Source organism: Shinella sp. WSC3-e, assembly GCF_945994535.1.
Lineage (GTDB): Bacteria > Pseudomonadota > Alphaproteobacteria > Rhizobiales > Rhizobiaceae > Shinella > Shinella yambaruensis.
The window spans coordinates 1668730-1691956 of the sequence record NZ_OZ000530.1 but is presented as its reverse complement, the minus strand read 5'-3'; the positions used below and the strand labels follow the sequence as shown (position 1 = coordinate 1691956).

Genomic DNA, 23227 nt, shown 5'->3' with positions numbered 1-23227 from the left:
GGAGGGCGCCGAAATGCCGATCAACATTACGATGCCCGCCCTCTCGCCCACCATGGAGGAGGGCAACCTCGCCAAGTGGCTGGTCAAGGAAGGCGACACCGTGAAATCCGGTGACGTCATCGCCGAGATCGAGACCGACAAGGCGACGATGGAGGTCGAGGCCGTCGACGAGGGCACGGTCGCCAAGATCGTCGTTCCCGCCGGCACGGAAGGCGTGAAGGTCAACAGCCTGATCGCCATCCTCGCCGCCGATGGCGAGGATGTGAGCGCCGCCGCTGCCGGCGGCGGTTCGGCGCCCAAGGCGGACGCCAAGCCCGCCGAAGCCAAGCCGGCCGAAGCCAAGGCCGAGGCGCCGAAGGACGCGGAAAAGCCGGCTGCTGCGGCCCCGGCTGCCACCGCATCCGCAGGCCCGGCTCCGGCCAAGGACGGCAACCGCGTGTTCTCCTCGCCGCTTGCCCGCCGTCTCGCCAAGGAGGCCGGCATCGACATTTCGGCGGTTTCCGGATCCGGCCCGCACGGCCGCGTGATCAAGAGCGACGTCGAGAAGGCTGCGGCCTCCGGCGGTGCCAAGCCCGCTGCCGCCGCAGCGCCGGCTGCTGCCGCATCCGCCGCCCCGGCCGCCGCGCCGAAGGGCATGTCGGACGATGCCGTGCTGAAGCTCTTCGACGAGGGCTCCTACGAGCTCGTGCCGCATGACGGCATGCGCAAGACCATCGCCAAGCGCCTGCAGGAATCCAAGCAGACGATCCCGCACTTCTACGTGTCGGTCGACGTGGAGCTCGACGCGCTGCTGGCGCTGCGCGCCCAGCTCAACGATTCGGCGCCGCGCAGGGAAGACAAGCCGGCCTACAAGCTTTCGGTCAACGACATGGTGATCAAGGCCATGGCGCTCGCGCTGCGCGACGTGCCGGACGCCAACGTCTCGTGGACCGATACGAACATGGTCAAGCACAAGCACGCGGATGTCGGCGTCGCCGTCTCCATTCCGGGCGGCCTGATCACGCCGATCATCCGCAAGGCGGAACTGAAGACCCTGTCGGCCATCTCCAACGAGATGAAGGACCTCGGCAAGCGCGCCAAGGAACGCAAGCTGAAGCCCGAGGAGTACCAGGGCGGCACGACCGCGGTCTCCAACATGGGCATGATGGGCGTCTCGAACTTCGCCGCCGTCGTCAACCCGCCGCATGCGACGATCCTGGCGGTCGGCGCGGGCACGGAGCGGGTCGTGGTCAAGAAGGGGGAGATGGTCATCGTCAACGCGATGACGGTCACCCTCTCCACCGACCACCGCTGCGTCGACGGCGCGCTCGGCGCCGAGCTGCTCGGGGCCTTCAAGCGCTATATCGAGAACCCGATGGGGATGCTCGTCTGAGACGCTTTCCCTCCCCCTTGCGGGGAGGGTGTCCGCGCAGCGGACGGGTGGGGGTGCCGATTGGGGCAGGAACGGTGAACATGGTCTGGAATCGCGAAAAATCGAATCCGCCCAGTCGTGAAGCGGCGATGAACGCGCCGCGCCTTCGCCGCTCGATGACGGATGCGGAACGCCGCCTTTGGGCCGCGCTTCGCAAGGAATTGCCGGGCATTCCGGGAACTCATTTCCGTCGACAAGTGCCAATCGGTCGTTACGTCGCGGATTTCGTATGTCTGGGCAGGAGGCTCGTTATCGAGGTCGACGGTGAAATCCATGCCGATGCGGGACGGAAAAGACGAGATGTCGAGCGGGAGGCTTATCTTCGTGAACAGAATTTTCGCGTCATTCGTTTCCAGAACCGCGAAGTGATGCTGGATATGATGTCTGTCCTTGGAAGGATCGCCATGGAACTCCGCGGAACCACCCCCACCCCTGACCCCTCCCCGCAAGGGGGAGGGGAATATTCCGGGGGGATGCTGTGAAAACCATTCTCTGCTACGGCGACAGCCTGACCTGGGGCTACAACGCGGAAACGCTTGACCGGCACGCTTTCGAGGATCGCTGGCCGAGCGTGCTCGCCAAGGCCCTCGGGCCCGGTGTCGCCGTGATCGCGGAGGGCCTCAACGGCCGCACCACCGCCTATGACGACCATCTGGCCGATTGCGACCGCAACGGTGCGCGCATCCTGCCGACGATCCTGCACAGCCACGACCCGATCGACCTCGTCATCCTGTTTCTCGGCGCCAACGACATGAAGCCCGCCATCTGCGGCACGGCCTTCGGCGCGGTGCAGGGCATGGAGCGGCTGGTGGAGCTGGTGCGCCACCACGCCTGGTCGTTCGACGCGGCGGAAGGGCCGGAGGTGCTGATCGTCTCGCCGCCGCCGCTCTGCGAAACGGCGAACACCGCCTTCGCGGCCATGTTCGCCGGCGGCGTGGAGCAATCGGCGATGCTGGCGACGCTCTATGCGGACCTGGCGGACGAGCGCGGCTGCGGCTTTTTCGATGCGGGCTCGGTGGCCGAGACGACGCCGCTCGACGGCGTGCATCTCGACGCGCGGAACACGCGGGCGATCGGCAAGGGGCTGGAACCGGTCGCGCGCATGATGCTCGGGCTTTGACCGGGATCAAGGAGGGAAGGCGCGGGCGCGCTAGGCTGTCACCATCATCAGAAGAAGGAGATGGACATGCCGAACACCCCGCACCAACTGGCAGAGGAATTTCCGGAGCATCTGGCCAAGATCCGCCACCTGCGCGAGGTCGATGGCCACTTCCACCGGATTTCCGAGGAATACCAGGCGGTGAATCTCGCGATCCACCGCGCCGAGACGGATATCGAGCCCGTCGCCGACGTCCACATGGCCGACATGCGGAAGGCGCGGATGCGGCTCAAGGATGAAATCTACGGGATGCTGACGCGGCCGGAAAAGGTCGAAGAGCTTCCCTGAGGGGCGGAGTGCTTCCGCTCCTCGTCAAGGCCGCGGCGGCGTCAGCCGATCGCGGGCGCAGAAGAACAACAGAGGAGTGGAAGCGCTCATGTCGAATGCCTACGACGTCATCGTTATCGGTTCGGGACCGGGCGGGTACATCGCCGCGATCCGCGCGGCGCAATTGGGCCTGAAGACGGCCATCGTCGAGCGCGAGCATCTCGCCGGCATCTGCTCCAACTGGGGCTGCATCCCGACCAAGGCGCTGCTGCGCTCGGCCGAGATCTTCCACTATGCCCAGCATCCGGGCGATTACGGCGTGAAGATCGAGGGCACGGTGACGCCGGACCTGAAGGCGATCGTCGCCCGCTCGCGCGGCATCGCCCAGCGCATGAACGGCGGCGTCGGCTTCCTGATGAAGAAGAACAAGGTCGACATCATCTGGGGCGAGGCCAAGATCACCAAGCCCGGCGAGATCGTCGTCTCCAAGACGAGCAAGGCGATCCAGCAGCCGCAGGCGCCGCTGCCGAAGAACGTCCTGCCCGAGGGCACCTACAAGGCCAAGCACATCGTGATTGCCACCGGCGCCCGTCCGCGCGCGCTGCCGGGCATCGAGCCGGACGGCAAGCTGATCTGGACCTACTTTGAAGCGATGAAGCCGGAGGAAATGCCGAAGTCGCTGCTCGTCATGGGCTCGGGCGCCATCGGCATCGAGTTCGCCTCCTTCTATCGCACGCTCGGCGTCGATGTGACGGTCGTCGAGGTGATGAAGACGGTGATGCCGGTCGAGGACGCGGAAATCTCGGCGCTCGCCAAGAAGCAGTTCGAGAAGCAGGGCATGAAGATCCATCTGGAGGCCAAGGTCGCCAAGGTGGAGAAGGGCGCCAACTCTGTCACCGCCCATGTCGAGATGAAGGACGGCAAGGTCGAGAAGATCACCGCCGACCGCATGATCTCGGCCGTCGGCGTGCAGGCGAACATCGAGAATATCGGCCTTGAGGCGCTCGGCGTGAAGACCGACCGCGGCTTCATCGCCATCGACGGCTACGGCAAGACGAACGTGCCGGGCATCTATGCGATCGGCGACGTCGCAGGTCCCCCCATGCTCGCCCACAAGGCCGAGCACGAGGCCGTCATCTGCATCGAGAAGATCGCCGGCCTGCCGAACGTGCATCCGATGGACAAGGCGAAGATCCCGGGCTGCACCTATTGCCATCCGCAGGTCGCCTCCGTGGGCCTGACGGAAGCGAAGGCCAAGGAGCAGGGCCGCGACATCCGCGTCGGCCGCTTCCCCTTCGTCGCCAACGGCAAGGCGATCGCGCTCGGCGAGGACCAGGGCCTCGTCAAGACGATCTTCGACAAGAAGACGGGCGAACTTCTGGGCGCCCACCTCGTCGGGGCGGAAGTGACCGAGCTCATCCAGGGCTTCGTCATCGCCATGAACCTGGAGACGACCGAGGAGGAGCTGATGCACACGATCTTCCCGCACCCGACCATTTCGGAAACGCTGAAGGAAAGCGTGCTCGATGCCTATGGGCGTGCACTGAACGCTTGAACGTGCTAAAGCCCGCCTCCACATGAGGCGGGCTCAGGCTCTCGGAAAAATGCCGCGAACCTCTCTTTCGTCATGGTCGGGCTTGACCCGACCATCCATAAGCGTCGGAGGGGCGGGGCGAGGTTTGACAGCAGCCCGAGCCTGCCGCAGATAAGGCTGGCTCGAAATTTCGGGTCCGCAAGACAGGCGCAGAAGCCTGCTAGAAAGTGGAATCGACATGGTCACCATTCTCGACCGCACCAATCTTGATCCCAACGCTCCGCGGGTGCGCCATCCGGAAAAGGCCCATCGGCCGGATACGGAAGTGCTGCGCAAGCCGGAATGGATCCGCGTCAAGGCGCCGGTTTCCAAGGGCTACCAGGAAACGCGCGACCTCGTGCGCTCGCACAAGCTGGTGACGGTGTGCGAGGAGGCGGGCTGCCCGAATATCGGCGAGTGCTGGGACAAGAAGCACGCGACCTTCATGATCATGGGCGAGATCTGTACCCGCGCCTGCGCCTTCTGCAACGTGGCGACGGGCAAGCCGAATGCACTCGACATGGAAGAGCCGGAAAACGTCGCCAAGGCCGTCCGGCAGATGGGCCTGTCGCATGTCGTCATCACCTCCGTCGACCGCGACGACCTTGCCGATGGCGGCGCGGAGCACTTCGAAAAGGTGATCTGGGCGATCCGCGCGGCTTCGCCCTTGACGACGATCGAGATCCTGACGCCGGACTTCCTCAAGAAGCCGGGCGCGCTGGAGCGCGTCGTCGCCGCCAAGCCGGACGTCTTCAACCACAACATGGAGACCGTGCCGGGCAATTACCTGACGGTTCGTCCGGGTGCGCGCTATTTCCACTCCGTCCGCCTTTTGCAGCGCGTGAAGGAACTGGACCCGACCATGTTCACCAAGTCGGGCATCATGGTGGGCCTCGGCGAGGAGCGCAACGAAGTGCTCCAGCTGATGGACGACCTCAGGACCGCCGATGTCGACTTCCTGACCATCGGCCAGTACCTGCAGCCGACCCGCAAGCACCACAAGGTCGACCGCTTCGTGACGCCGGAGGAGTTCAAGTCCTATGAGACGGTCGCCTATACCAAGGGCTTCCTGATGGTCTCCTCCAGCCCGCTGACCCGCTCCTCGCACCATGCCGGCGACGACTTCGCCCGGCTGAAGGCTGCGCGAGAAAGAAAGCTCTCCATCGCCGCCGAGTAAAAGTCCTTGGCCAGCACGATCCGGCTGCTACATTGCCGCTTTGACCGTGGAGGACCGGATGAGCAAAGGCAGCGTTCTCGCCAGGATCGGGAATATCCTCCTGGCGCCCATTCACGCTTTGCAGATCCTTTCGGGAAACAAGGAGTTCCGCAACCCGATCCTCGGAAGCGAGCGACTGAACCGCAAGGGCCTTCACGTCTGGCGGGTGAAAACCGCCGCCAGAATTGCGGGCTGGCGCCGAAAGCGGCTTCGCCATCTCGTCACGAAGGACGAACGATCCTTCTTCGCGGCCAATGGCTTCATCGAGCGCCGTAACCTCTTGTCGGACGAGGACTTCAAGGCGCTGGTCCGCGAGGTCGAGTCCCTTGAGGCACCCGCACGCGAAATGCGCGAGGGCCGCGCCGTCACCCGCCGTATCCCCCTGACCCCGGATGTCCTGGCGAAAAACCCCGCGATAAAGGCATTCCTGAACAGTGAACGATGGACCGGCCCGATCCGTTATGTCGGCGGGTTCAATGTCGAACCGGTGCTGAGCATCCAGACTATTTTCGGCACGCCTTCGCAGGGCGCCGGCGAGATGGATCCCCAGACCGACCTGCATACCGACACGTTCCATTCCACCGCAAAGGCCTGGTATTTCCTCTACGATGTGCCGGCAGACGAGGGGCCTTTCACCTATGTCGCGGGCTCGCACAAGCTGACGCGGCGCCGGCTTGCGTGGCAGAAGCGGATGAGCATTCTGGGGTCGCGCGGATGGACCGGCGGTTCCTTCCGTATCCCGCTGTCCGCGATGAAGCGCCTCCATCTGCCCATGCCGACGAAATTCGCGGTGCCGGCCAATACGCTCGTCGTCGGCGATACATTCGGGTTCCATGCCCGGGGCTATTCCGCGCGCAGTTCCGTTCGGGTGGAATTCTACGCATCGCAAAGGCCGAATCCGTTCCTGCCCTTCGTCAATCTCGATGTCGCCCACATTCCCTTCGTGCGCGGACGCAAGGAGGTGATCGGGTGGTATCTGGAGGATTGGCTTGTGCGCCTCGGTTTGCAGCGTGAGATATGGCGACCGATCGGCCAGGCCCGTCCGCGGCCTGACATTCCTTCGAACCACACGCCGTCTTGATCTTGCCGCTCGCTGCGTCTAGAGCGTTTCCGCTTTTCTTCGAACCGCGAAAACGCTCTATCTGTTTGTTTCAACGCATTTCCGGACGGAAAACCGCTTCGCACTTTTCCTGGAAATGCTCTAACGCCGTGCGGCACGGATTGCCAACCCGCCGACGGCCGGATGTCCATGAGAAAACCCATGACTGTTTCGATCACGATCGGGGAGGCTGCCGAGCGGCTGACGACGGCGAACCGCGTGCTGGTGATCGGTTGCTCGGGCAGCGGGAAGTCGACGCTGGCGCGAAAACTCGGCGAGCGGCTCGGTTTGCCCTATGTCTCGATGGACCGCGAGATCTTCTGGCTGCCGGGCTGGACGGTGCGGCCCCGCGCGGAGGCCCTGGCGCGCCTGCAAGCGATTGTGGCGCAGGAGCGCTGGATCATCGACGGCACCAGCCCGGGCACCTTGCCGGTGCGCCTGCCGCGCACGCATCTCGTCCTCTGGCTTCGCCCGCCGCGCTGGACGTCGCTTTACGGCGTGCTCTCGCGCTGGCTGAAATTCCGCGGCCGGTCGCGGCCGGAGATGGCCGATGGTTGCCCGGAGCGGATGACGCGCGAATTCCTGACCTATATCTGGAACTTCGAGAAGACGGAGAGCCCGGAAATCGATGAGAAGCTTGCGGCATATGGCCCTGATGTGCCGGTTTGCGTGTTGAAATCCAAGGCGGAGAACCGCCGGCTACTTGCCATCCTCGCGCGGCAATATTAGCTCTCGGCCATGCCTCAGTTCGAAACCCGCCGTCCGGTCCCCCACACGCCAGAACAGATGTACGACCTCGTCGCCGATGTCGAGCGCTACCCGGAGTTCCTGCCACTTTGCGAGGCGCTGACCGTGCGCTCGCGCAAGGAGCGCGACGGCAAGGAGCTCCTGGTCGCCGACATGACCGTCGGCTACAAGGCGATCCGCGAGACCTTCACCACCCAGGTCCTCCTCAACCGCGCCGAGCGGGCGATCGACGTCAAATACATCGACGGGCCGTTCCGCTATCTCGACAACCGCTGGCGCTTCGAGGCGGCGCCGGGCGGCGGTTGCTCCGTACACTTCTTCATCGACTACGAATTCAAGAGCCGCATTCTCGGCGCGCTGATGGGCTCGATGTTCGATCGCGCCTTCCGCATGTTCACCGACGCCTTCGAAAAACGCGCTGCGGCGATCTACGGCAGCTGAACAAAACGGCGCGACCATCCGTCATTCACCCGAGGATCAACGGCCGGGAGGCGGACGATGGGTGCTGTGACGATAGGGCGCTTGCGCATTCTTGTGCTGGCTTCTTCGATGTTCGCGGCCGATGGCGCATCCGCTGAGCCCGACCTGACGCTGATGCGCAAGCCCGGAAGCTATGTGCTGCTGCTCGATGCCGACAAACGCCCGATCGCCGGCAACTACTGGCTCTCCGAAGGGCTGAAGGTGACTACGCGTTCGCGCAGCCCCGGCGCCTATCCCGAGTCGCTTCGTTACAGCGACCAGGATTTTCCGCCCGGCCGCGTCGCCAACATGTATCTGTTCCTCAACGGGAAGGAGACGGTGACGCCGGACATCAGGGCCGTGCCCGTCGGCGAGACGGCGACGGTGACGCGCAGGTTCGAGCCGCTGGGGCAACTGGCGGGAAAGGTCGAGGCGCGAAGCCTCACCTACACGCTCACCACCGTCGCGGTCATCTCCGAGGCGATGGCGGGAGCAAAACTCCTCAGCCGGATCTACGAGATCGCGCCTGTGGATCCGGCGAACAAGGAGATGGACTGGGGACGACGGGTCTATATCGAGACCCTCGACCTCGACATTTCCCGCGAGCAGGCGGCGCGCGTCGCCGACATCGAGACCGGCAAGGCCGGCAGCACGGGGGATTTCGAGGGCATCTATGCCAGCCGCGTGCTTGCGGACGACGACTATGCCGCATGCATGGCGGAGAAGCGCGCCGGCAAGGAATATCAGGACGCCGTTCGCCGCGAGCACGAGACGAACGATGCCTGGATGGCCAAGGAATACCTGGCGACGGGCGTTCCCTGGTGGGAGCAGGACGACGCGGCGGTCCGCATGGAGGCCTTGCTCGACGTCACCGGGCTCTGTCTGCCCGGAGCGGCGAAATAGCTCAGTCCGCTTCCGACAGTTCGATCAGCATTTCGAGCGCCGTGCGTACCGTCGCAAGGCGCACGGCGCTGCGGCCGATATCGCCGTAGCGCATTTCCCGGTGCAGCGTTTCATGCCCCCTGCGGGCCGCGGCGAGGTGGACGAGGCCGACCGGCTTTTCCTCCGAACCGCCGCCGGGCCCGGCGATGCCCGTCACGGCAACCGAGATGTTCGCGGCGGAATTGCCGATGGCGCCTTCGGCCATCTCGATGGCGGTCGGGCGGGAGACGGCGCCGTGCGCCTTCAGCGTCGCATTGGCGACGCCGATCATCTCGCGCTTGGCCTCGTTGGAATAGGTGACGAAGCCCCGGTCGAAGACGCTCGACGAGCCCGATATCTCGGTGATCGCGCCGGCGATGAGGCCGGCGGTGCAGGATTCGGCGGTGGCGATCAACAGGCCGCGCTCCGTGAAATCGGCGACGATTTTTCGCGCGGTGTCTTCGATGTCCTTTGGCCAGAGGCTCATGCGTCGGTTCCCCCGTAGACGACGGTGGCGGTGGCGATGGCGGCGATGCCCTCGCGGCGGCCGATGAAGCCGATCTTCTCGTTGGTCGTCGCCTTGACCGAGCAGCGGTCGATGGAGATGCCGAGGAAATCGGCAAGGTTGCGGCGCATCGCCTCGCGGTGCGGGCCGACCTTGGGCGCCTCGGCGATCAGCGAGACGTCGGCGTTCATGATCGTGCCGCCCTTTGCGCGCACGATGCCGGCGGCATGTTCGAGGAAGATGCGCGAGGCCGCGCCCTTCCATTGCGGATCGGAGGGCGGGAAATGATCGCCGATATCGCCGGCCCCGCAGGTGGCGAGCAGCGCGTCCGTCAGCGCATGCAGCGCGACGTCGGCGTCGGAATGGCCGGAGAGCGTCTGGTCGTGCGCGATGAAGAGGCCGCAGAGCGTGACGCCGTCGCCGTCGACGAGCTGGTGCACGTCATAGCCGTTGCCGGTGCGAACGTCCGGCAGGCCGTGGGAAAGGCGCTGGTCGGCCATGGCGATATCCTTCTGCAGGGTGAGCTTGACGTTGCCGGCGCTGCCTTCGACGAGATGCACGCGCACGCCAGCCCATTCGGCGATCGAGGCGTCGTCGGTGAAATCCGTGCGGCCGGAGGCGCTGGCGCGGCGGTGGGCCTCCAGGATGGTGGCGAGGTGGAAGGATTGCGGCGTCTGGGCGGCGAAGAGGCCGGAACGCGAGACGGTCTCGGCGACATTGCCGTTGGCGTCCGCCCGCTTCAGCGTGTCGGCCACCGCGACGGCCGGCAGCACGGCGCGGGCGCCGTGCTGGAAGGCGGCGAGGGTGCGCTCCAGGATGGCGGGCTCGACGAAGGGGCGCACCGCATCCTGGATGAGGACGTGGCTGACCGCGTCCGCCGGAAGGGCCTCCAGGCCGGCCAGCACGGACTGCTGGCGCGTCGGGCCGCCATGGACGACGGTGAGGCGCTCTCCGGCGGGAAGGGCGGCGGCGCGGGCCGTTTCGAACAGGGCCGCGTCATCGGGGTGTATCACCATTACGATATGCCGGGCGTGCGGCCAATTGACAAAGAGATCGAGCGTATGGGAGATGACCGGCCTTCCGCCGATGCGCCGATACTGCTTGGGGCCTTCGGCATGGCTGCCGGCCCGTTCGCCTCGCCCGGCGGCGACGATCACCACACCGCAGGATAGCGCATTTTCCGCCAGCATTTCGGTCTCGCACCTCCCGGTTCAAAGCGTTTTGAGGTGGTTTAGCCGGAAGGATGGCGCAATTCCAGCGTCCTTTGGAAAATTGCGGCGGCATGTGATTGCGGCTTGGCAAGAACGACAAGAATGGCTAAAAATAGTGCACAGACATGACTTGCTTGAAAGATGAGCATTTGACGATCCCCTCCCTGTCAGCGCCGCTCGATGTCGGCGGCCGGAGCCTTCGCAACCGGGTGGTTCTGGCGCCGATGTCCGGCGTCACGGACCTGCCGTTCCGCGATCTCGCCTGGCGTTTCGGCGCGGGGCTGGTGGTGACGGAGATGGTGGCGAGCCGCGAGCTGGCGCTGAACGCGCGGGAAAGCTGGTCGCGCATCCGCAATTGCGGCATCCGGCCCCACATGGTGCAGCTTGCCGGCCGCGAGGCGCACTGGATGGCCGAGGCGGCGAGGATCGCCGAAGGCGAGGGCGCCGACATCATCGACATCAACATGGGCTGCCCCGCCAAGAAGGTGATCGGCGGCTATTCCGGCTCGGCGCTGATGCGCGATCCCGACCATGCGCTCGGCCTGATCGAGGCGACCGTCAAGGCGGTGAAGGTGCCGGTGACGGTGAAGATGCGGCTCGGCTGGGATCATGGCTCGATCAATGCGCCGCATATCGCGGCCCGCGCCGAGGCGGCGGGAGCGGCGATGATCACCGTGCACGGGCGCACGCGCATGCAGTTCTACGAGGGCAGGGCCGATTGGGACGCGATCCGCGCGGTGCGCGACGTGCTCTCCATTCCGCTGGTGGCGAATGGCGATGTCGATACCGCGCAGGATGCCGAAGACATCCTGCGGCGTTCCGGCGCCGATGCGGTGATGGTCGGGCGCTCGGCGCAGGGCCGGCCGTGGCATCCGGCGGTGCTGGCCGGCGCCTGCGCGCATCCCTCGACGGCGGAGATCGCCGTCCTCGCGGTGGAGCACTATCGCATGATGCTCGATTTCTACGGTGCCGAGGCGGGGCTGCGCCATGCGCGAAAACATCTCGGCTGGTATCTGGAGCGTTTCGCTCCCGGCTTCACCGGCCCGGCCAAGGCCGAGCTCATGACGGCGCGCGACAGCGATTTCGTTGCCGACAGACTGGCCGAGGCGCTGCTCGCCGGCGCGGCGTCGACGCTTGGAGAGGCCGCATGACGGGCAAGCCCCAGGACCCCAATGTCGCGAAGGCGCCGGACTTGGCGCTCGCCGTGCTCAACGCCATCCAGAACCCGGTCATCCTCGTCGATGCGGGCGGGCTGATCGCCTTTGCCAACTGGGAGGCGGAATCCTTCTTCGGGGCGAGCGCCGGCTATCTCGCGCGGCACGACATTTCCACCTTCATTCCCTTCGGCAGCCCGCTCCTGACGCTGATCGACCAGGTGCGCGAGCGCAAGGCGCCGGTCAGCGAATACCGCGTCGACCTCAGCTCGCCGCGGCTCGGCGCGGAAAAGCTCGTCGATATCTACGTTGCGCCCGTGACGACCGAGCCGGGTTCGGTGGTGGTCGTCATCCAGGAACGCTCGATGGCGGACAAGATCGACCGGCAGCTCACCCATCGCGGTGCGGCCCGCTCGGTGACGGGGCTCGCCTCCATGCTGGCGCACGAGATCAAGAACCCGCTGTCGGGCATCCGCGGCGCCGCACAGCTTCTCGAAACGTCCGTCGGCGACGAGGATCGGGCACTGACGCGGCTCATCTGTGACGAGACGGACCGCATCGTCTCGCTGGTCGATCGCATGGAGGTGTTTTCCGACGAGCGGCCGGTCGACCGCGTGCCGCTCAACATCCACTCCGTGCTCGACCATGTGAAGATCGTCGCCAAGGCGGGTTTTGCGCGCAACATCAAGATCACCGAGCTCTACGACCCGTCGCTGCCGCCGGTCTTCGCCAATCGCGACCAGCTGGTGCAGGTGTTCCTCAACCTCATCAAGAACGCCTCCGAGGCGATCGGCGACCGGCCGGACGGCGAAATCCAGCTGACGACCGCCTACCGCCCGGGCATCCGCCTCTCCGTCGCCGGCACGCGGGAGAAGATTTCGCTGCCGCTGGAATTCTGCGTGCACGACAACGGGCCGGGCGTGCCGGCGGATCTCCTGCCGCATCTCTTCGATCCCTTCATCACCACCAAGACCAACGGGTCGGGCCTCGGCCTTGCGCTGGTGGCGAAGATCATCGGCGGGCATGGCGGCATCGTCGAATGCGACAGCCAGGGCTCCCGGACCACCTTCCGCGTGCTGATGCCGGCCTCCCGCGGCGTCAGCGAAGACGACGACTTTCCCAAGACCAAAGGACATGATTGATGACAGGCGCCACAGTCCTCGTTGCCGATGACGATGCCGCGATCCGCACGGTTCTCAACCAGGCTCTCAGCCGCGCGGGCTATGACGTGCGCATCACCTCCAATGCGGCGACGCTGTGGCGCTGGATCGCCGCCGGCGAGGGCGATATCGTCGTCACCGACGTGGTGATGCCGGACGAGAACGCCTTCGATCTCCTGCCGCGCATCAAGAAGGCGCGGCCGGACCTGCCGGTGCTCGTGATGAGCGCGCAGAACACCTTCATGACGGCGATCAAGGCCTCGGAAAAGGGCGCCTACGACTACCTGCCGAAACCCTTCGACCTCACCGAGCTGATCGCGATCATCGGCCGCGCGCTGTCCGAGCCGAAGCGGAAGCCCGCGCGGCTCGACGACGACACGCAGGACGGCATGCCGCTCGTCGGCCGCTCGGCGGCGATGCAGGAGATCTACCGCGTGCTCGCCCGGCTGATGCAGACGGACCTGACGCTGATGATCACCGGCGAATCGGGCACCGGCAAGGAGCTGGTCGCCCGCGCGCTGCACGACTACGGCAAGCGTCGCAACGGCCCCTTCGTCGCCATCAACATGGCGGCGATCCCGCGCGACCTCATCGAATCGGAGCTGTTCGGCCATGAGAAGGGCGCCTTCACCGGCGCGCAGAACCGCTCGACCGGCCGCTTCGAACAGGCCGAGGGCGGCACGCTCTTCCTCGACGAGATCGGCGACATGCCGATGGATGCGCAGACGCGGCTTCTGCGCGTGCTCCAGCAGGGGGAATATACCACCGTCGGCGGGCGCACGCCGATCCGCACCGACGTGCGCATCGTCGCGGCGACCAACAAGGATCTGAAACAGTCGATAAATCAAGGGCTTTTCCGGGAAGATCTCTACTATCGCCTTAACGTCGTGCCGCTGCGCCTGCCGCCGCTGCGCGACCGGGCGGAGGACATTCCGGACCTCGTGCGCCATTTCGTGCAGCAGGCGGAAAAGGAAGGGCTCGACGCCAAGCGCTTCGACCAGGAGGCGCTGGAACTGATGAAGGCGCATCCCTGGCCGGGCAATGTGCGCGAGCTGGAAAACGTCGTGCGCCGGCTCACCGCGCTCTATCCGCAGGACGTCATCACCCGCGAGATCATCGAGACGGAGCTGCGCGCCGATATCCCGGACAGTCCGATCGAAAAGACCGCGGTGCGCAGCGGCTCGCTCTCCATCTCCCAGGCGGTGGAGGAGAATATGCGGCAGTATTTCGCCAGCTTCGGCGATGGCCTGCCGCCGACCGGGCTCTACGACCGCGTGCTCGCCGAGGTGGAGTATCCGCTGATTCTCGCCGCGCTCACCGCCACCCGCGGCAACCAGATCAAGGCGGCCGACCTGCTCGGCCTCAACCGCAACACGCTGCGCAAGAAAATTCGCGAGCTGGGTGTATCTGTGTACAGAAGTTCGCGCTCTGCTTGACTTGATGGCCGCAGGCGTTGCATTTTGGCCACAATCTGTTGCTTGAGGGTAACAGAGGGGTTTGCGGCCGAATAGGCGCGCGTGCCTGATCGTCATGGATGCGGGCGCGGACGCGGCCGGTCCCTCGCGCGATCGGCGCTGCTCCGGAAAACACGAGAAGAACGCCGGTTCCCTTCTGGGTGTCCGGCCGGGGAAGCGATGCGGCAGATGACGGAAGGCGTGAGCCTGCTCTCAGGCGAAAACGGTAAGGCGGCGGGCAGCGACCGGCGTGCCTCCTTCGCTTTGCCGGGCCTTGTGCTGGCCGGCGGCGCGCTCGTCGCCGCGACGATCTCGCTGTTCATCCTGCTCGGGCTGACGCCGATCAAGCCGGAAGCCAATGTCGTCATCGCCTCGGCGGCGATCAACGCGGTCTTCATCGTCGGCCTGGTGTTCCTGATCGGCCGCGAGATCCTGCGGCTCCTGCGCGCGCGCAGCCGCGGCCGCGCCGCCGCGCGCCTGCATGTGCGCATCGTCGCGCTGTTCTCCATCGTCGCGATCACGCCCGCGGTGCTCGTCGCCATCTTCGCCTCCATCACGCTCGATGTCGGCCTTGACCGCTGGTTCTCCATCCGCACCCAGTCGATCGTCAGTTCCTCGCTCAACGTGGCGCAGGCCTACGTGCTGGAGAATGCGAGCTACCTGCAGGGCCAGACGGCCTCCATGGCGAACGACCTCGACCGCAACCGCCAGCTCTACAGCCTCGACCGCACCGGTTTCATCGATCTGATGACGCGCCAGGCGCGCGGCCGCGGCATGCTCGGCGCCTTCCTGCTGCGCGCCGACGGTTCGACGATCCTGCAGGCGAACATCCAGATCGAAAACGAGCTGCCGGCCGTGCCGGAGGATGCCCTGAAGGCCTCCGCCGCCGGCCAGCCGACGCTGATCCCGCCGGGCGGCACCAATCTCGTCGGCGCCATCATCAAGCTCGACAACATCCCGGAAGCGTTCCTCTACACGATCCGCACCGTCGATCCCGAGGTCATGCGCTCCATGCGGTTGATGGAGGAGAACACGGCGGAATACCGCGCGCTGGAGGCCGGGCGCACGACCCTGCAGATCGCCTTCGGCGTGCTCTATCTCGGCTTTGCCCTCATCGTGCTGCTCGCTGCGATCTGGACGGCGATTGCCGTCGCCGACCGTATCGTGCGGCCGATCCGCCAGCTGATCGGCGCCGCCGACAGCGTCGCCTCGGGCAACCTCGACGTCAGCGTGCCGGTGCGCACGGTCGATGGCGACGTCGGCAACCTCTCGCGCACCTTCAACAAGATGATCGCGGAAATTCGCGCGCAGCAGGAGCAGATCCTCGACGCGAAGGACGAGGTCGACCATCGCCGTCGTTTCATCGAGGCGGTGCTCTCGGGCGTCACGGCCGCCGTTATCGGCGTCGAGGAGGACGGCCGCGTGACCATCGCCAATCTTTCGGCCGAGATCCTGCTCGGGCGCAACGCCAGTGAGCTGATCGGCAAGCCGCTGACCGAGGTGGCGCCGGAGATCGCGGCGGTGCTGGCCGAGGGCTCCACCCGCCACCGCAACAATTACCGCAAGCAGGTCAACATCATGCACGGCGGCAAGGAGCGGACGCTGAACGTGCAGGTGACGCGCGAGGAGGCGAAGGATGCGAAGGAATCCTATGTCGTCACCATCGACGACATCACCGACCTCGTCATCGCCCAGCGCTCCACCGCCTGGGCGGACGTGGCGCGGCGCATCGCGCACGAGATCAAGAACCCGCTGACGCCGATCCAGCTTTCCGCGGAGCGCATCCGGCGCCGCTACGGCAAGCAGATCGACCCGGAGGACCGCGCCGTCTTCGACCAGTGTACGGACACGATCGTGCGCCAGGTCGAGGATATCGGCCGCATGGTCGACGAGTTCTCCGCCTTCGCGCGCATGCCGAAGCCGACGAAGGAGCGCTCGGACCTGCGCAGCATCCTGAAGGACGCGGTCTTCCTGCGCGAGATGGGCAATACCCATGTCGTCTTCCGCAAGGATCTCGGCGAAGTGCCGCTCGAAGGGCTGTTCGACGCACGCATGCTCGGCCAGGCCTTCGGCAACATCATCAAGAATGCAGTGGAGGCCATCGAGGCGCTGCCGCCGGAGGTGACGCGCGAGGAGCGCAGGATCCTCGTCCGGGCGACACCCGACGACGCAGGACGGCGGTTCGTCGTTGATGTCATTGACAACGGCAAGGGTTTGCCGACGGAGAACCGGCACCGGATCCTCGAACCCTACATGACGATGCGCGAGAAGGGCACGGGGCTCGGCCTCGCCATCGTGAAGAAGATCATCGAAGACCACGGCGGACAGCTGGAACTGCATGATGCCCCCGCGGATTTCGACAACGGCCACGGGGCGATGATCCGCGTGATCCTGCCCTACGAGGAAACGGTGGTGGCCGTCGATGCGGACAAGAAGAACAGGGAAGTGAGCCATGGCGTCTGATATTCTTGTGGTGGACGACGAGGAGGACATCCGCGAGATCGTCTCCGGCATCCTCTCGGACGAGGGGCACGAGACGCGCACCGCCTATGACAGCGACAGCGCGCTCGCCGCGATCAACGATCGCATGCCGCGCCTCGTCTTCCTCGACATCTGGATGCAGGGCAGCAAGCTCGACGGGCTGGCGCTGCTCGACGAGATCAAGAGCCGCCATCCGGACCTGCCGGTCGTGATGATCTCCGGCCACGGCAATATCGAGACGGCCGTCTCGGCCATCCGCCGCGGCGCCTATGACTTCATCGAGAAGCCGTTCAAGGCGGATCGGCTGATCCTCATCGCCGAGCGGGCGCTGGAGAATTCCAAGCTGCGCCGCGAGGTGACGGAACTGAAGAAGCGCTCCGGCGATCCGGTGGAGCTGATCGGCACCTCGGTCGCCGTCTCGCAGCTGCGCCAGAACATCGAGAAGGTTTCGCCGACCAACAGCCGCATCATGATCCTCGGCCCCTCCGGCTCCGGCAAGGAGCTGGTCGCGCGCATGATCCACCGCAAGTCGAGCCGCGCCAACGGGCCGTTCGTCGTCTTGAACGCGGCGGCGATCACGCCGGAGCGCATGGAGATCGCGCTGTTCGGCACGGAGGGAACGCCCGGCCAGCCGCGCAAGACCGGGGCGCTCGAAGAGGCGCATGGCGGCATCCTCTATCTCGACGAGATCGGCGAGATGCCGCGCGAGACGCAGAACAAGATCCTGCGCGTGCTGGTCGACCAGCAGTTCGAGCGCGTCGGCGGCTCCAAGCGGGTGAAGGTGGACGTGCGCATCATCTCCTCCACCGCCTACAATCTCGAGAGCCTGATCGCCGAGGGCGGTTTTCGCGAGGACCTCTATCACCGCCTCGCCGTCGTGCCCGTGCGCGTGCCGCCGCTCGCCGAGCGGCGCGAAGACATCCCCTTCCTCGTCGACATGTTCATGCGCCAGATCAGCGAGCAGGCGGGCATCCGCTCGCGCAAGATCGGCGATGACGCGCTCGCGGTGCTGCAGGCGCATGACTGGCCGGGCAATATCCGGCAGCTGCGCAACAATATCGAGCGGCTGATGATTCTCGCCCGCAGCGACGGCCCGGACACGCCGATCACCGCCGACATGCTGCCGACGGAAGTGGGCGACATGCTGCCGAAGATCTCCACGCAGGGCGACCAGCACATCATGACGCTGCCGCTGCGCGAGGCGCGCGAAATGTTCGAGCGGGACTATCTCATCGCCCAGATCAACCGCTTCGGCGGCAACATTTCCCGCACGGCCGAATTCGTCGGCATGGAGCGCTCGGCGCTCCATCGCAAACTGAAGTCGCTTGGCGTATAAGGCCCTCGGGAACTTGAGGGATTCTTGGGCATGAAGGTCATTATCTGCGGCGCCGGACGCGTCGGCTACGGTATCGCGGAGCGGCTCTCGCAGGAGGGCAACGACGTTTCGGTGATCGACACGCAGCCCTCCTTGATCGCCGCCATAACCGACACGCTCGATGTCAGCGGCATCGTCGGCCACGGCGCGCATCCGGAGGTGCTGGCCAAGGCCGGCGCGGACCAGGCGGACATGCTGATCGCCGTCACGCTGTTCGACGAGGTCAACATGGTCGCCTGCCAGGTGGCCCATTCGCTGTTCAACGTGCCGACCAAGATCGCCCGCATCCGCTCGCAGAACTATCTCGCGCCGGAATATTCCGACCTCTTCTCCCGCGAGAACATGCCGATCGACGTCACCATCTCGCCGGAGGTGGAGGTGGGCAAGATGGTGCTGAGGCGCATCTCCTTCCCGGGTGCGACGGACGTCGTGCGCTTTGCCGACGACCGCATCGTCATGGTGGCGATCGAATGCATGGAGGACTGCCCGGTCGTCGAGACGCCGCTGAAGCAGCTCAGCGAGCTCTTCCCCGACCTCAACGCCACCGTCACCGGCATCTTCTCCAACGGCAAGCTCTTCGTGCCGAATTCCACCGACCAGCTGCATTCCGGCGACCTTGCCTATGTGGTCTGCGACAAGGGGCACGTCCGGCGCACGCTGGCGCTGTTCGGCCACGAGGAGCAGGAGGCGGCGCGCATCGTCATCGCCGGCGGCGGCAATATCGGCTATTTCGTCGCCAGGGCGATCGAGGATTACCAGGCGAAGACGCGGCTGAAGATCATCGAGAGCGATCGCGAGCGGGCCGTCGCGATCGCCGACAAGCTGCGCAATGCGGTCGTGCTGCACGGTTCGGCGCTCGACCAGAAGATGCTGCTCCAGGCGGATATCCAGGATGCGGACCTGATCGTCGCGCTGACCAACAATGACCAGATCAACATTCTCGGCAGCGTGATGGCCAAGCGCCTCGGCTGCAAGCAGAACCTGGTGCTGATCAACGATCCGATGTACCAGGATTTCACCAAGACGCTCGGCATCGACGCGCATATCAATCCGCGGGCGGTGACGATCTCCGGCATCCTGCAGCACGTCCGCAAGGGCCGCATCCGCTCGGTCTATGCGGTGCAGAAAGGATCTGCCGAGGTGATCGAGGCCGAAGCGCTGGAGACCTCGCCGCTCGTCGGCAGGCCGCTGCGCGAGATCGAGTTGCCGCCCGGCATCCGCATCGGCGCGATCTATCGCGACAATGCGGTGATCCGGCCGGACGGCAGCACGAAGATCAAGGCGAGGGACCGCGTCGTGTTGTTCGCCGCCGCGGTGGCCGTGCGCCATGTCGAACAGCTCTTCCGCGTCAGCATCCAGTATTTCTGAGCGGGTCTGCATCCGCAAACCTGAAAATAGGAACCCCCATGCCGCGCATCGCCTATGTCAACGGCCGTTATGTCCGCCATGCCGATGCGGCGGTGCATATCCTGGATCGCGGTTTCGTCTTTGCCGATGCGGTCTATGAGGTCTGCCAGGTCCAGCAGGGCTATATCGTCGATCTGTCGCGTCATCTCGACCGGCTCGACCGGTCGCTTGCGGAAATCCGCATCCGCCCGCCGATGCCGCGCGCGGCGCTGATCGGTATCCTGCGGCAGGTGCTGCGCCGCAACCTCGTGACCAACGGCCTGGTCTATCTTCAGGTGACGCGCGGCGTTGCGAAGCGGGACCATGTCTTTCCCTCGCCGGAAGTGCGCCCGACGCTGGTCGTCACGGCGAAAAGCCTCACCCCGGCTGTGAACGCCGCCCGATATGCCTCGGGCGTCCGCGCCGCCACGGTCGCCGACAACCGCTGGGGGCGGGTGGACATCAAGACCGTGGGCCTGCTGCCGAACGTGCTGGCCCGCCAGCAGGCGAAGGAGGCCGGCGCGCAGGAGGCGATTTTTGTGGATGCGGAGGGCAATGTCACGGAGGGCGGCGCGACGAATCTCTGGATCGTCGACCGGGCGGGAACGCTCGTCACGCGGCCGGCCGATCATGGCATCCTCAACGGCATTACCCGCACGACGCTGATGGATGTCGCCGCAGCGCTCGGGCTTGCCGTCGAGGAACGCCGGTTTTCCGTGGCGGAGATGCTGGAGGCGCGGGAAGTGTTCGTGACCGGGGCGACGACGATCTGCCTGCCGGTCGTTTCGATCGACGGCCACACGATCGCCAACGGGCATCCCGGCATGACGGCACAGAAAATCCGCGAGGGCTTTTTCGCCGTTGCGGAGAAGACCGCGATTTGATACCAAAATTGACGGTCCGCCACGTCGTGTCGGGCGTGGGGACATTTTATTTTAGTCAACCGGTCTCAAGGGCCGGCAATCAGAAAGAAGCGGCGCGATGGCGGAACGTTCTCAGAACCTGCAGGATCTTTTTCTTAATACCGTTCGCAAGCAAAAGATTTCCCTGACGATCTTTCTCATCAACGGGGTCAAGCTGACCGGGGTTGTCACTTCTTTCGACAACTTCTGTGTGCTGCTCCGCCGCGACGGTCACTCGCAGCTCGTGTACAAGCATGCGATCTCGACCATCATGCCCGGCCAGCCGCTGCAGATGTTCGAGACCGAGGAAAGCGGCTCCTGACAGGACCCAAGATCATTAAGAAATCCGATAAAGCCAAGGATTCCATCGTTCCGGAGGCTGAAAAGCACCGGGACGATATGCGCGCCGTCGTCATCGTGCCGGTGCTGAAGGCCGCGCGCGGAAAACCCGATCCCACGGTGACCACGCGGTCCGACGAGGCGCGGCTGGAAGAGGCCGTGGGCCTTGCGCGCGCCATCGACCTCACCGTCGCCCATTCGGCCATCGTGCCCGTCAGCCAGCCGAAGCCCGGCACGCTGCTCGGCACCGGCAAGATCGGGGAGATCAAGGCGGCGCTCGACGAACACGATGCCGGCCTCGTCATCGTCGATCATCCGCTGACGCCGGTGCAGCAGCGCAACCTCGAAAAGGAGTGGGGCGCCAAGGTCATCGACCGCACGGGCCTCATCCTCGAAATCTTCGGCCGGCGCGCCTCCACCAAGGAAGGCACGCTGCAGGTCGAGCTCGCCCATCTCAACTACCAGAAGGGCCGGCTGGTCCGCAGCTGGACCCACCTCGAGCGCCAGCGCGGCGGCGCCGGCTTCATGGGCGGCCCGGGCGAAACGCAGATCGAAGCCGACCGCCGGCTCCTGCAGGACAAGATCGTCAAGCTGGAGCGCGAGCTGGAGCAGGTGCGCCGCACCCGCCAGCTGCACCGCTCCAAGCGCAAGAAGGTGCCGCATCCGATCGTCGCGCTCGTCGGCTATACGAATGCCGGCAAGTCGACGCTGTTCAACCGCATCACCGGGGCGGGGGTTCTGGCCGAGGACATGCTCTTCGCCACGCTCGACCCGACGCTGCGCCGCATGAAGCTGCCGCAGGGCCGCACCGTCATCCTGTCCGATACGGTGGGCTTCATCTCGGACCTGCCGACCCACCTCGTCGCCGCCTTCCGCGCGACGCTGGAAGAGGTGCTGGAGGCGGACCTGATCCTCCATGTGCGCGACATGTCGGACCCTGACAACGGCGCGCAGTCCTCGGACGTTCTGCGCATTCTCGCCGATCTCGGCATCGACGAGAAGGACGGCGCCGAGCGCATCCTCGAGGTCTGGAACAAGATCGACCGGCTGGAGCCCGAAGCGCGCGCGGCGCTGGTGCAGAAGGCCGAGGGCCAGCCGAACGTCATCGCCGTCTCCGCCATTTCCGGCGAGGGCGTCGACAGGCTGCTTTCCGAGATCAACCAGCGGCTTTCCGGCGTGCTGGTCGACCGCGACGTCATTCTGCCGGTCACGCAGCTGCAGCTTCTGCCCTGGGTCTACGACCATTCGATCGTCGACGGACGCGAGGACCTGGAAGACGGCACCGTGCGGCTGGACCTGCGGCTGACCGAAACGGAAGCCGCCGAACTCGACCGCCGGCTCGGCATCGGCGGCAAGAGAGTGGTCGAGGACTGGGAGCGCTGAAGGCGCCGGGAGTCTCGCCCCTCATCCGCCTGCCGGCACCTTCTCCCCGCAGGCGGGGCGAAGGGGGTGCCGTGCCGGTTTCCCGAAAACTGAAGCGTCTCGGATGAAGGGAAGGCCTTTCGTCTTGCCCCTTCTCCCTGCTTGCGGGGAGAAGGTCGCGGCAGCGGGATGAGGGGCTTTGGAACCCTTTACGTCTCCAACTGCCGCTCGATCCGCTTCGCCGCCTGCCAAAGCGCTTCCATCCGCTCCAGCGTCGCCGCTTCGAGGCTTTCGCCATTCGCCGCAAGGCTGTCCTCGATATGCGAGAAGCGGTTGCGGAACTTCGTGTTCGTGCCGCGCAGGGCCATTTCCGGATCGGTGCCGACATGGCGGCCGATATTGACCAGCGCGAAGATGAGGTCGCCGAGTTCGTCGGCGACGGCCTTCTGGTCGTCGTTGCGCAGCGCCTCGCGCAGCTCGCCGACCTCCTCCTCGATCTTGTCGAGGATCGGCGCCGGCTCGGACCAGTCGAAGCCCACCTTGGCGGCGCGTTCCTGGAGCTTCAGCGCCTCGACGAGGGCCGGGAAGGAGCGCTGCACGGAGCCGAGATGGCCGCGGAGCGGATCCTCCGGCAAGCCGCGCCGGGCGCGGCGCTCCCTGCGCTCGCGCTTTTCCGCCTGCTTGATCGCATCCCATTGCAGCTTCACCGCCTCGGGCGTTTCCGCATCCGAGCCGGCGAAGACATGCGGATGGCGGCGGATCATCTTGCGCGTGACGGCTTCGACCACGTTGCCGAAGTCGAATTCGCCGCGCTCCTGCGCCATGCGGGCATGGAAGACCACCTGGAGGAGGAGGTCGCCCAGCTCCTCGCACAGGTCGTCCATGTCGTTGCGCTCGATGGCGTCGGCGACCTCGTAGGCCTCCTCGATCGTGTAGGGCTTGATCGTCTCGAAGGTCTGGACGACGTCCCAGGGGCAGCCGGTCTCGGGCTGGCGCAGGGCCGCCATGATCTCGATCAGGCGTTCGATGTCGCGGCTCGGTTCCAT

The 23227-nt window shown here is 65.7% G+C and carries 22 protein-coding genes; 19 read left to right on the top strand and 3 right to left on the bottom strand.

Going from position 1 to position 23227, the window contains the following annotated elements; genetic code table 11:
- The first annotated feature begins 13 nt into the window (after positions 1-13).
- The 10 genes from AABF56_RS08605 to AABF56_RS08560 all read left to right on the top strand — a co-directional run bounded on the left by AABF56_RS08605 (position 14) and on the right by AABF56_RS08560 (position 8834).
- Positions 14-1372: a pyruvate dehydrogenase complex dihydrolipoamide acetyltransferase gene (locus AABF56_RS08605; RefSeq protein ID WP_272805616.1), complete on the top strand. Its 1359-nt coding sequence runs from the start codon at positions 14-16 to the stop codon at positions 1370-1372.
- Between the two features lie 80 nt (positions 1373-1452).
- Complete coding sequence (locus tag AABF56_RS08600) at positions 1453-1893, top strand: endonuclease domain-containing protein (RefSeq protein ID WP_272805615.1); 441 nt, start codon at positions 1453-1455, stop codon at positions 1891-1893.
- Positions 1890-2531, top strand: coding sequence for an SGNH/GDSL hydrolase family protein (locus AABF56_RS08595; RefSeq protein ID WP_244765322.1), 642 nt, complete (start codon positions 1890-1892; stop codon positions 2529-2531). Before AABF56_RS08600 ends, AABF56_RS08595 begins: the two co-directional genes overlap by 4 nt.
- 66 nt (positions 2532-2597) lie before the next feature.
- Positions 2598-2858, top strand: coding sequence for a YdcH family protein (locus tag AABF56_RS08590; RefSeq protein WP_244765323.1), 261 nt, complete (start codon positions 2598-2600; stop codon positions 2856-2858).
- Positions 2859-2946: 88 nt separating this feature from the next.
- The gene (gene lpdA, locus AABF56_RS08585; protein ID WP_272805614.1) at positions 2947-4392 is read left to right on the top strand and encodes a dihydrolipoyl dehydrogenase; all 1446 of its coding nucleotides are present in this window, start codon (positions 2947-2949) and stop codon (positions 4390-4392) included.
- A 166-nt stretch (positions 4393-4558) separates the two neighbouring features.
- A complete protein-coding gene (gene lipA / locus AABF56_RS08580) occupies positions 4559-5587 on the top strand; it encodes a lipoyl synthase (protein WP_272807468.1) in 1029 nt (342 codons plus the stop codon).
- A 205-nt stretch (positions 5588-5792) separates the two neighbouring features.
- Positions 5793-6707, top strand: a complete 915-nt coding sequence (locus tag AABF56_RS08575; RefSeq protein ID WP_272807467.1) for a phytanoyl-CoA dioxygenase family protein — start codon at positions 5793-5795, stop codon at positions 6705-6707.
- 180 nt (positions 6708-6887) lie between these two features.
- The gene (locus AABF56_RS08570) at positions 6888-7454 is read left to right on the top strand and encodes an AAA family ATPase (protein WP_272805613.1); all 567 of its coding nucleotides are present in this window, start codon (positions 6888-6890) and stop codon (positions 7452-7454) included.
- Between the two features lie 9 nt (positions 7455-7463).
- A complete protein-coding gene (locus tag AABF56_RS08565) occupies positions 7464-7913 on the top strand; it encodes a type II toxin-antitoxin system RatA family toxin (protein WP_272805612.1) in 450 nt (149 codons plus the stop codon).
- Positions 7914-7970: 57 nt separating this feature from the next.
- Positions 7971-8834, top strand: a complete 864-nt coding sequence (locus AABF56_RS08560; protein WP_272805611.1) for a hypothetical protein — start codon at positions 7971-7973, stop codon at positions 8832-8834.
- 1 nt (position 8835) lies between these two features.
- Here the strand turns inward: AABF56_RS08560 and AABF56_RS08555 are convergent, their stop codons facing one another.
- A complete protein-coding gene (locus tag AABF56_RS08555; RefSeq protein ID WP_272805610.1) occupies positions 8836-9339 on the bottom strand; it encodes a CinA family protein in 504 nt (167 codons plus the stop codon).
- Entirely contained in the window at positions 9336-10547 is a 1212-nt protein-coding gene (locus tag AABF56_RS08550) for a bifunctional 2-C-methyl-D-erythritol 4-phosphate cytidylyltransferase/2-C-methyl-D-erythritol 2,4-cyclodiphosphate synthase (protein ID WP_272805609.1), read from the bottom strand. The genes AABF56_RS08555 and AABF56_RS08550 overlap by 4 nt, the downstream gene beginning before the upstream one ends.
- A 146-nt stretch (positions 10548-10693) precedes the next feature.
- Between AABF56_RS08550 and dusB the strand changes: the two genes are divergently transcribed.
- From dusB to hflX, 9 genes are all read left to right on the top strand, one after another.
- Complete coding sequence (gene dusB / locus AABF56_RS08545; RefSeq protein ID WP_272805608.1) at positions 10694-11719, top strand: tRNA dihydrouridine synthase DusB; 1026 nt, start codon at positions 10694-10696, stop codon at positions 11717-11719.
- Positions 11716-12864, top strand: a complete 1149-nt coding sequence (locus AABF56_RS08540) for a two-component system sensor histidine kinase NtrB (RefSeq protein WP_272805607.1) — start codon at positions 11716-11718, stop codon at positions 12862-12864. The genes dusB and AABF56_RS08540 overlap by 4 nt, the downstream gene beginning before the upstream one ends.
- Positions 12864-14318, top strand: a complete 1455-nt coding sequence (gene ntrC, locus AABF56_RS08535; protein ID WP_244765334.1) for a nitrogen regulation protein NR(I) — start codon at positions 12864-12866, stop codon at positions 14316-14318. The genes AABF56_RS08540 and ntrC overlap by 1 nt, the downstream gene beginning before the upstream one ends.
- A gap of 207 nt (positions 14319-14525) precedes the next feature.
- Positions 14526-16799, top strand: coding sequence for a sensor histidine kinase NtrY-like (locus tag AABF56_RS08530; protein ID WP_244765335.1), 2274 nt, complete (start codon positions 14526-14528; stop codon positions 16797-16799).
- A complete protein-coding gene (gene ntrX / locus AABF56_RS08525) occupies positions 16789-18153 on the top strand; it encodes a nitrogen assimilation response regulator NtrX (protein WP_272805606.1) in 1365 nt (454 codons plus the stop codon). Before AABF56_RS08530 ends, ntrX begins: the two co-directional genes overlap by 11 nt.
- A 30-nt stretch (positions 18154-18183) precedes the next feature.
- On the top strand, positions 18184-19560 hold the full coding sequence (gene trkA / locus AABF56_RS08520; RefSeq protein WP_244765337.1) for a Trk system potassium transporter TrkA: 1377 nt from the start codon (positions 18184-18186) through the stop codon (positions 19558-19560).
- A gap of 38 nt (positions 19561-19598) precedes the next feature.
- On the top strand, positions 19599-20462 hold the full coding sequence (locus tag AABF56_RS08515; RefSeq protein WP_272805605.1) for a D-amino-acid transaminase: 864 nt from the start codon (positions 19599-19601) through the stop codon (positions 20460-20462).
- A gap of 97 nt (positions 20463-20559) precedes the next feature.
- Positions 20560-20802 carry an RNA chaperone Hfq gene (gene hfq, locus AABF56_RS08510; RefSeq protein WP_023514954.1) on the top strand — a complete coding sequence of 81 codons (243 nt, stop codon included), beginning with the start codon at positions 20560-20562 and terminating at the stop codon, positions 20800-20802.
- A gap of 77 nt (positions 20803-20879) precedes the next feature.
- Positions 20880-22202, top strand: a complete 1323-nt coding sequence (hflX, locus tag AABF56_RS08505; RefSeq protein ID WP_272805604.1) for a GTPase HflX — start codon at positions 20880-20882, stop codon at positions 22200-22202.
- A 188-nt stretch (positions 22203-22390) separates the two neighbouring features.
- Here the strand turns inward: hflX and mazG are convergent, their stop codons facing one another.
- Positions 22391-23227 (bottom strand): nucleoside triphosphate pyrophosphohydrolase, encoded by an 837-nt coding sequence (mazG, locus tag AABF56_RS08500; RefSeq protein ID WP_272805603.1) that lies wholly within the window; start codon positions 23225-23227, stop codon positions 22391-22393.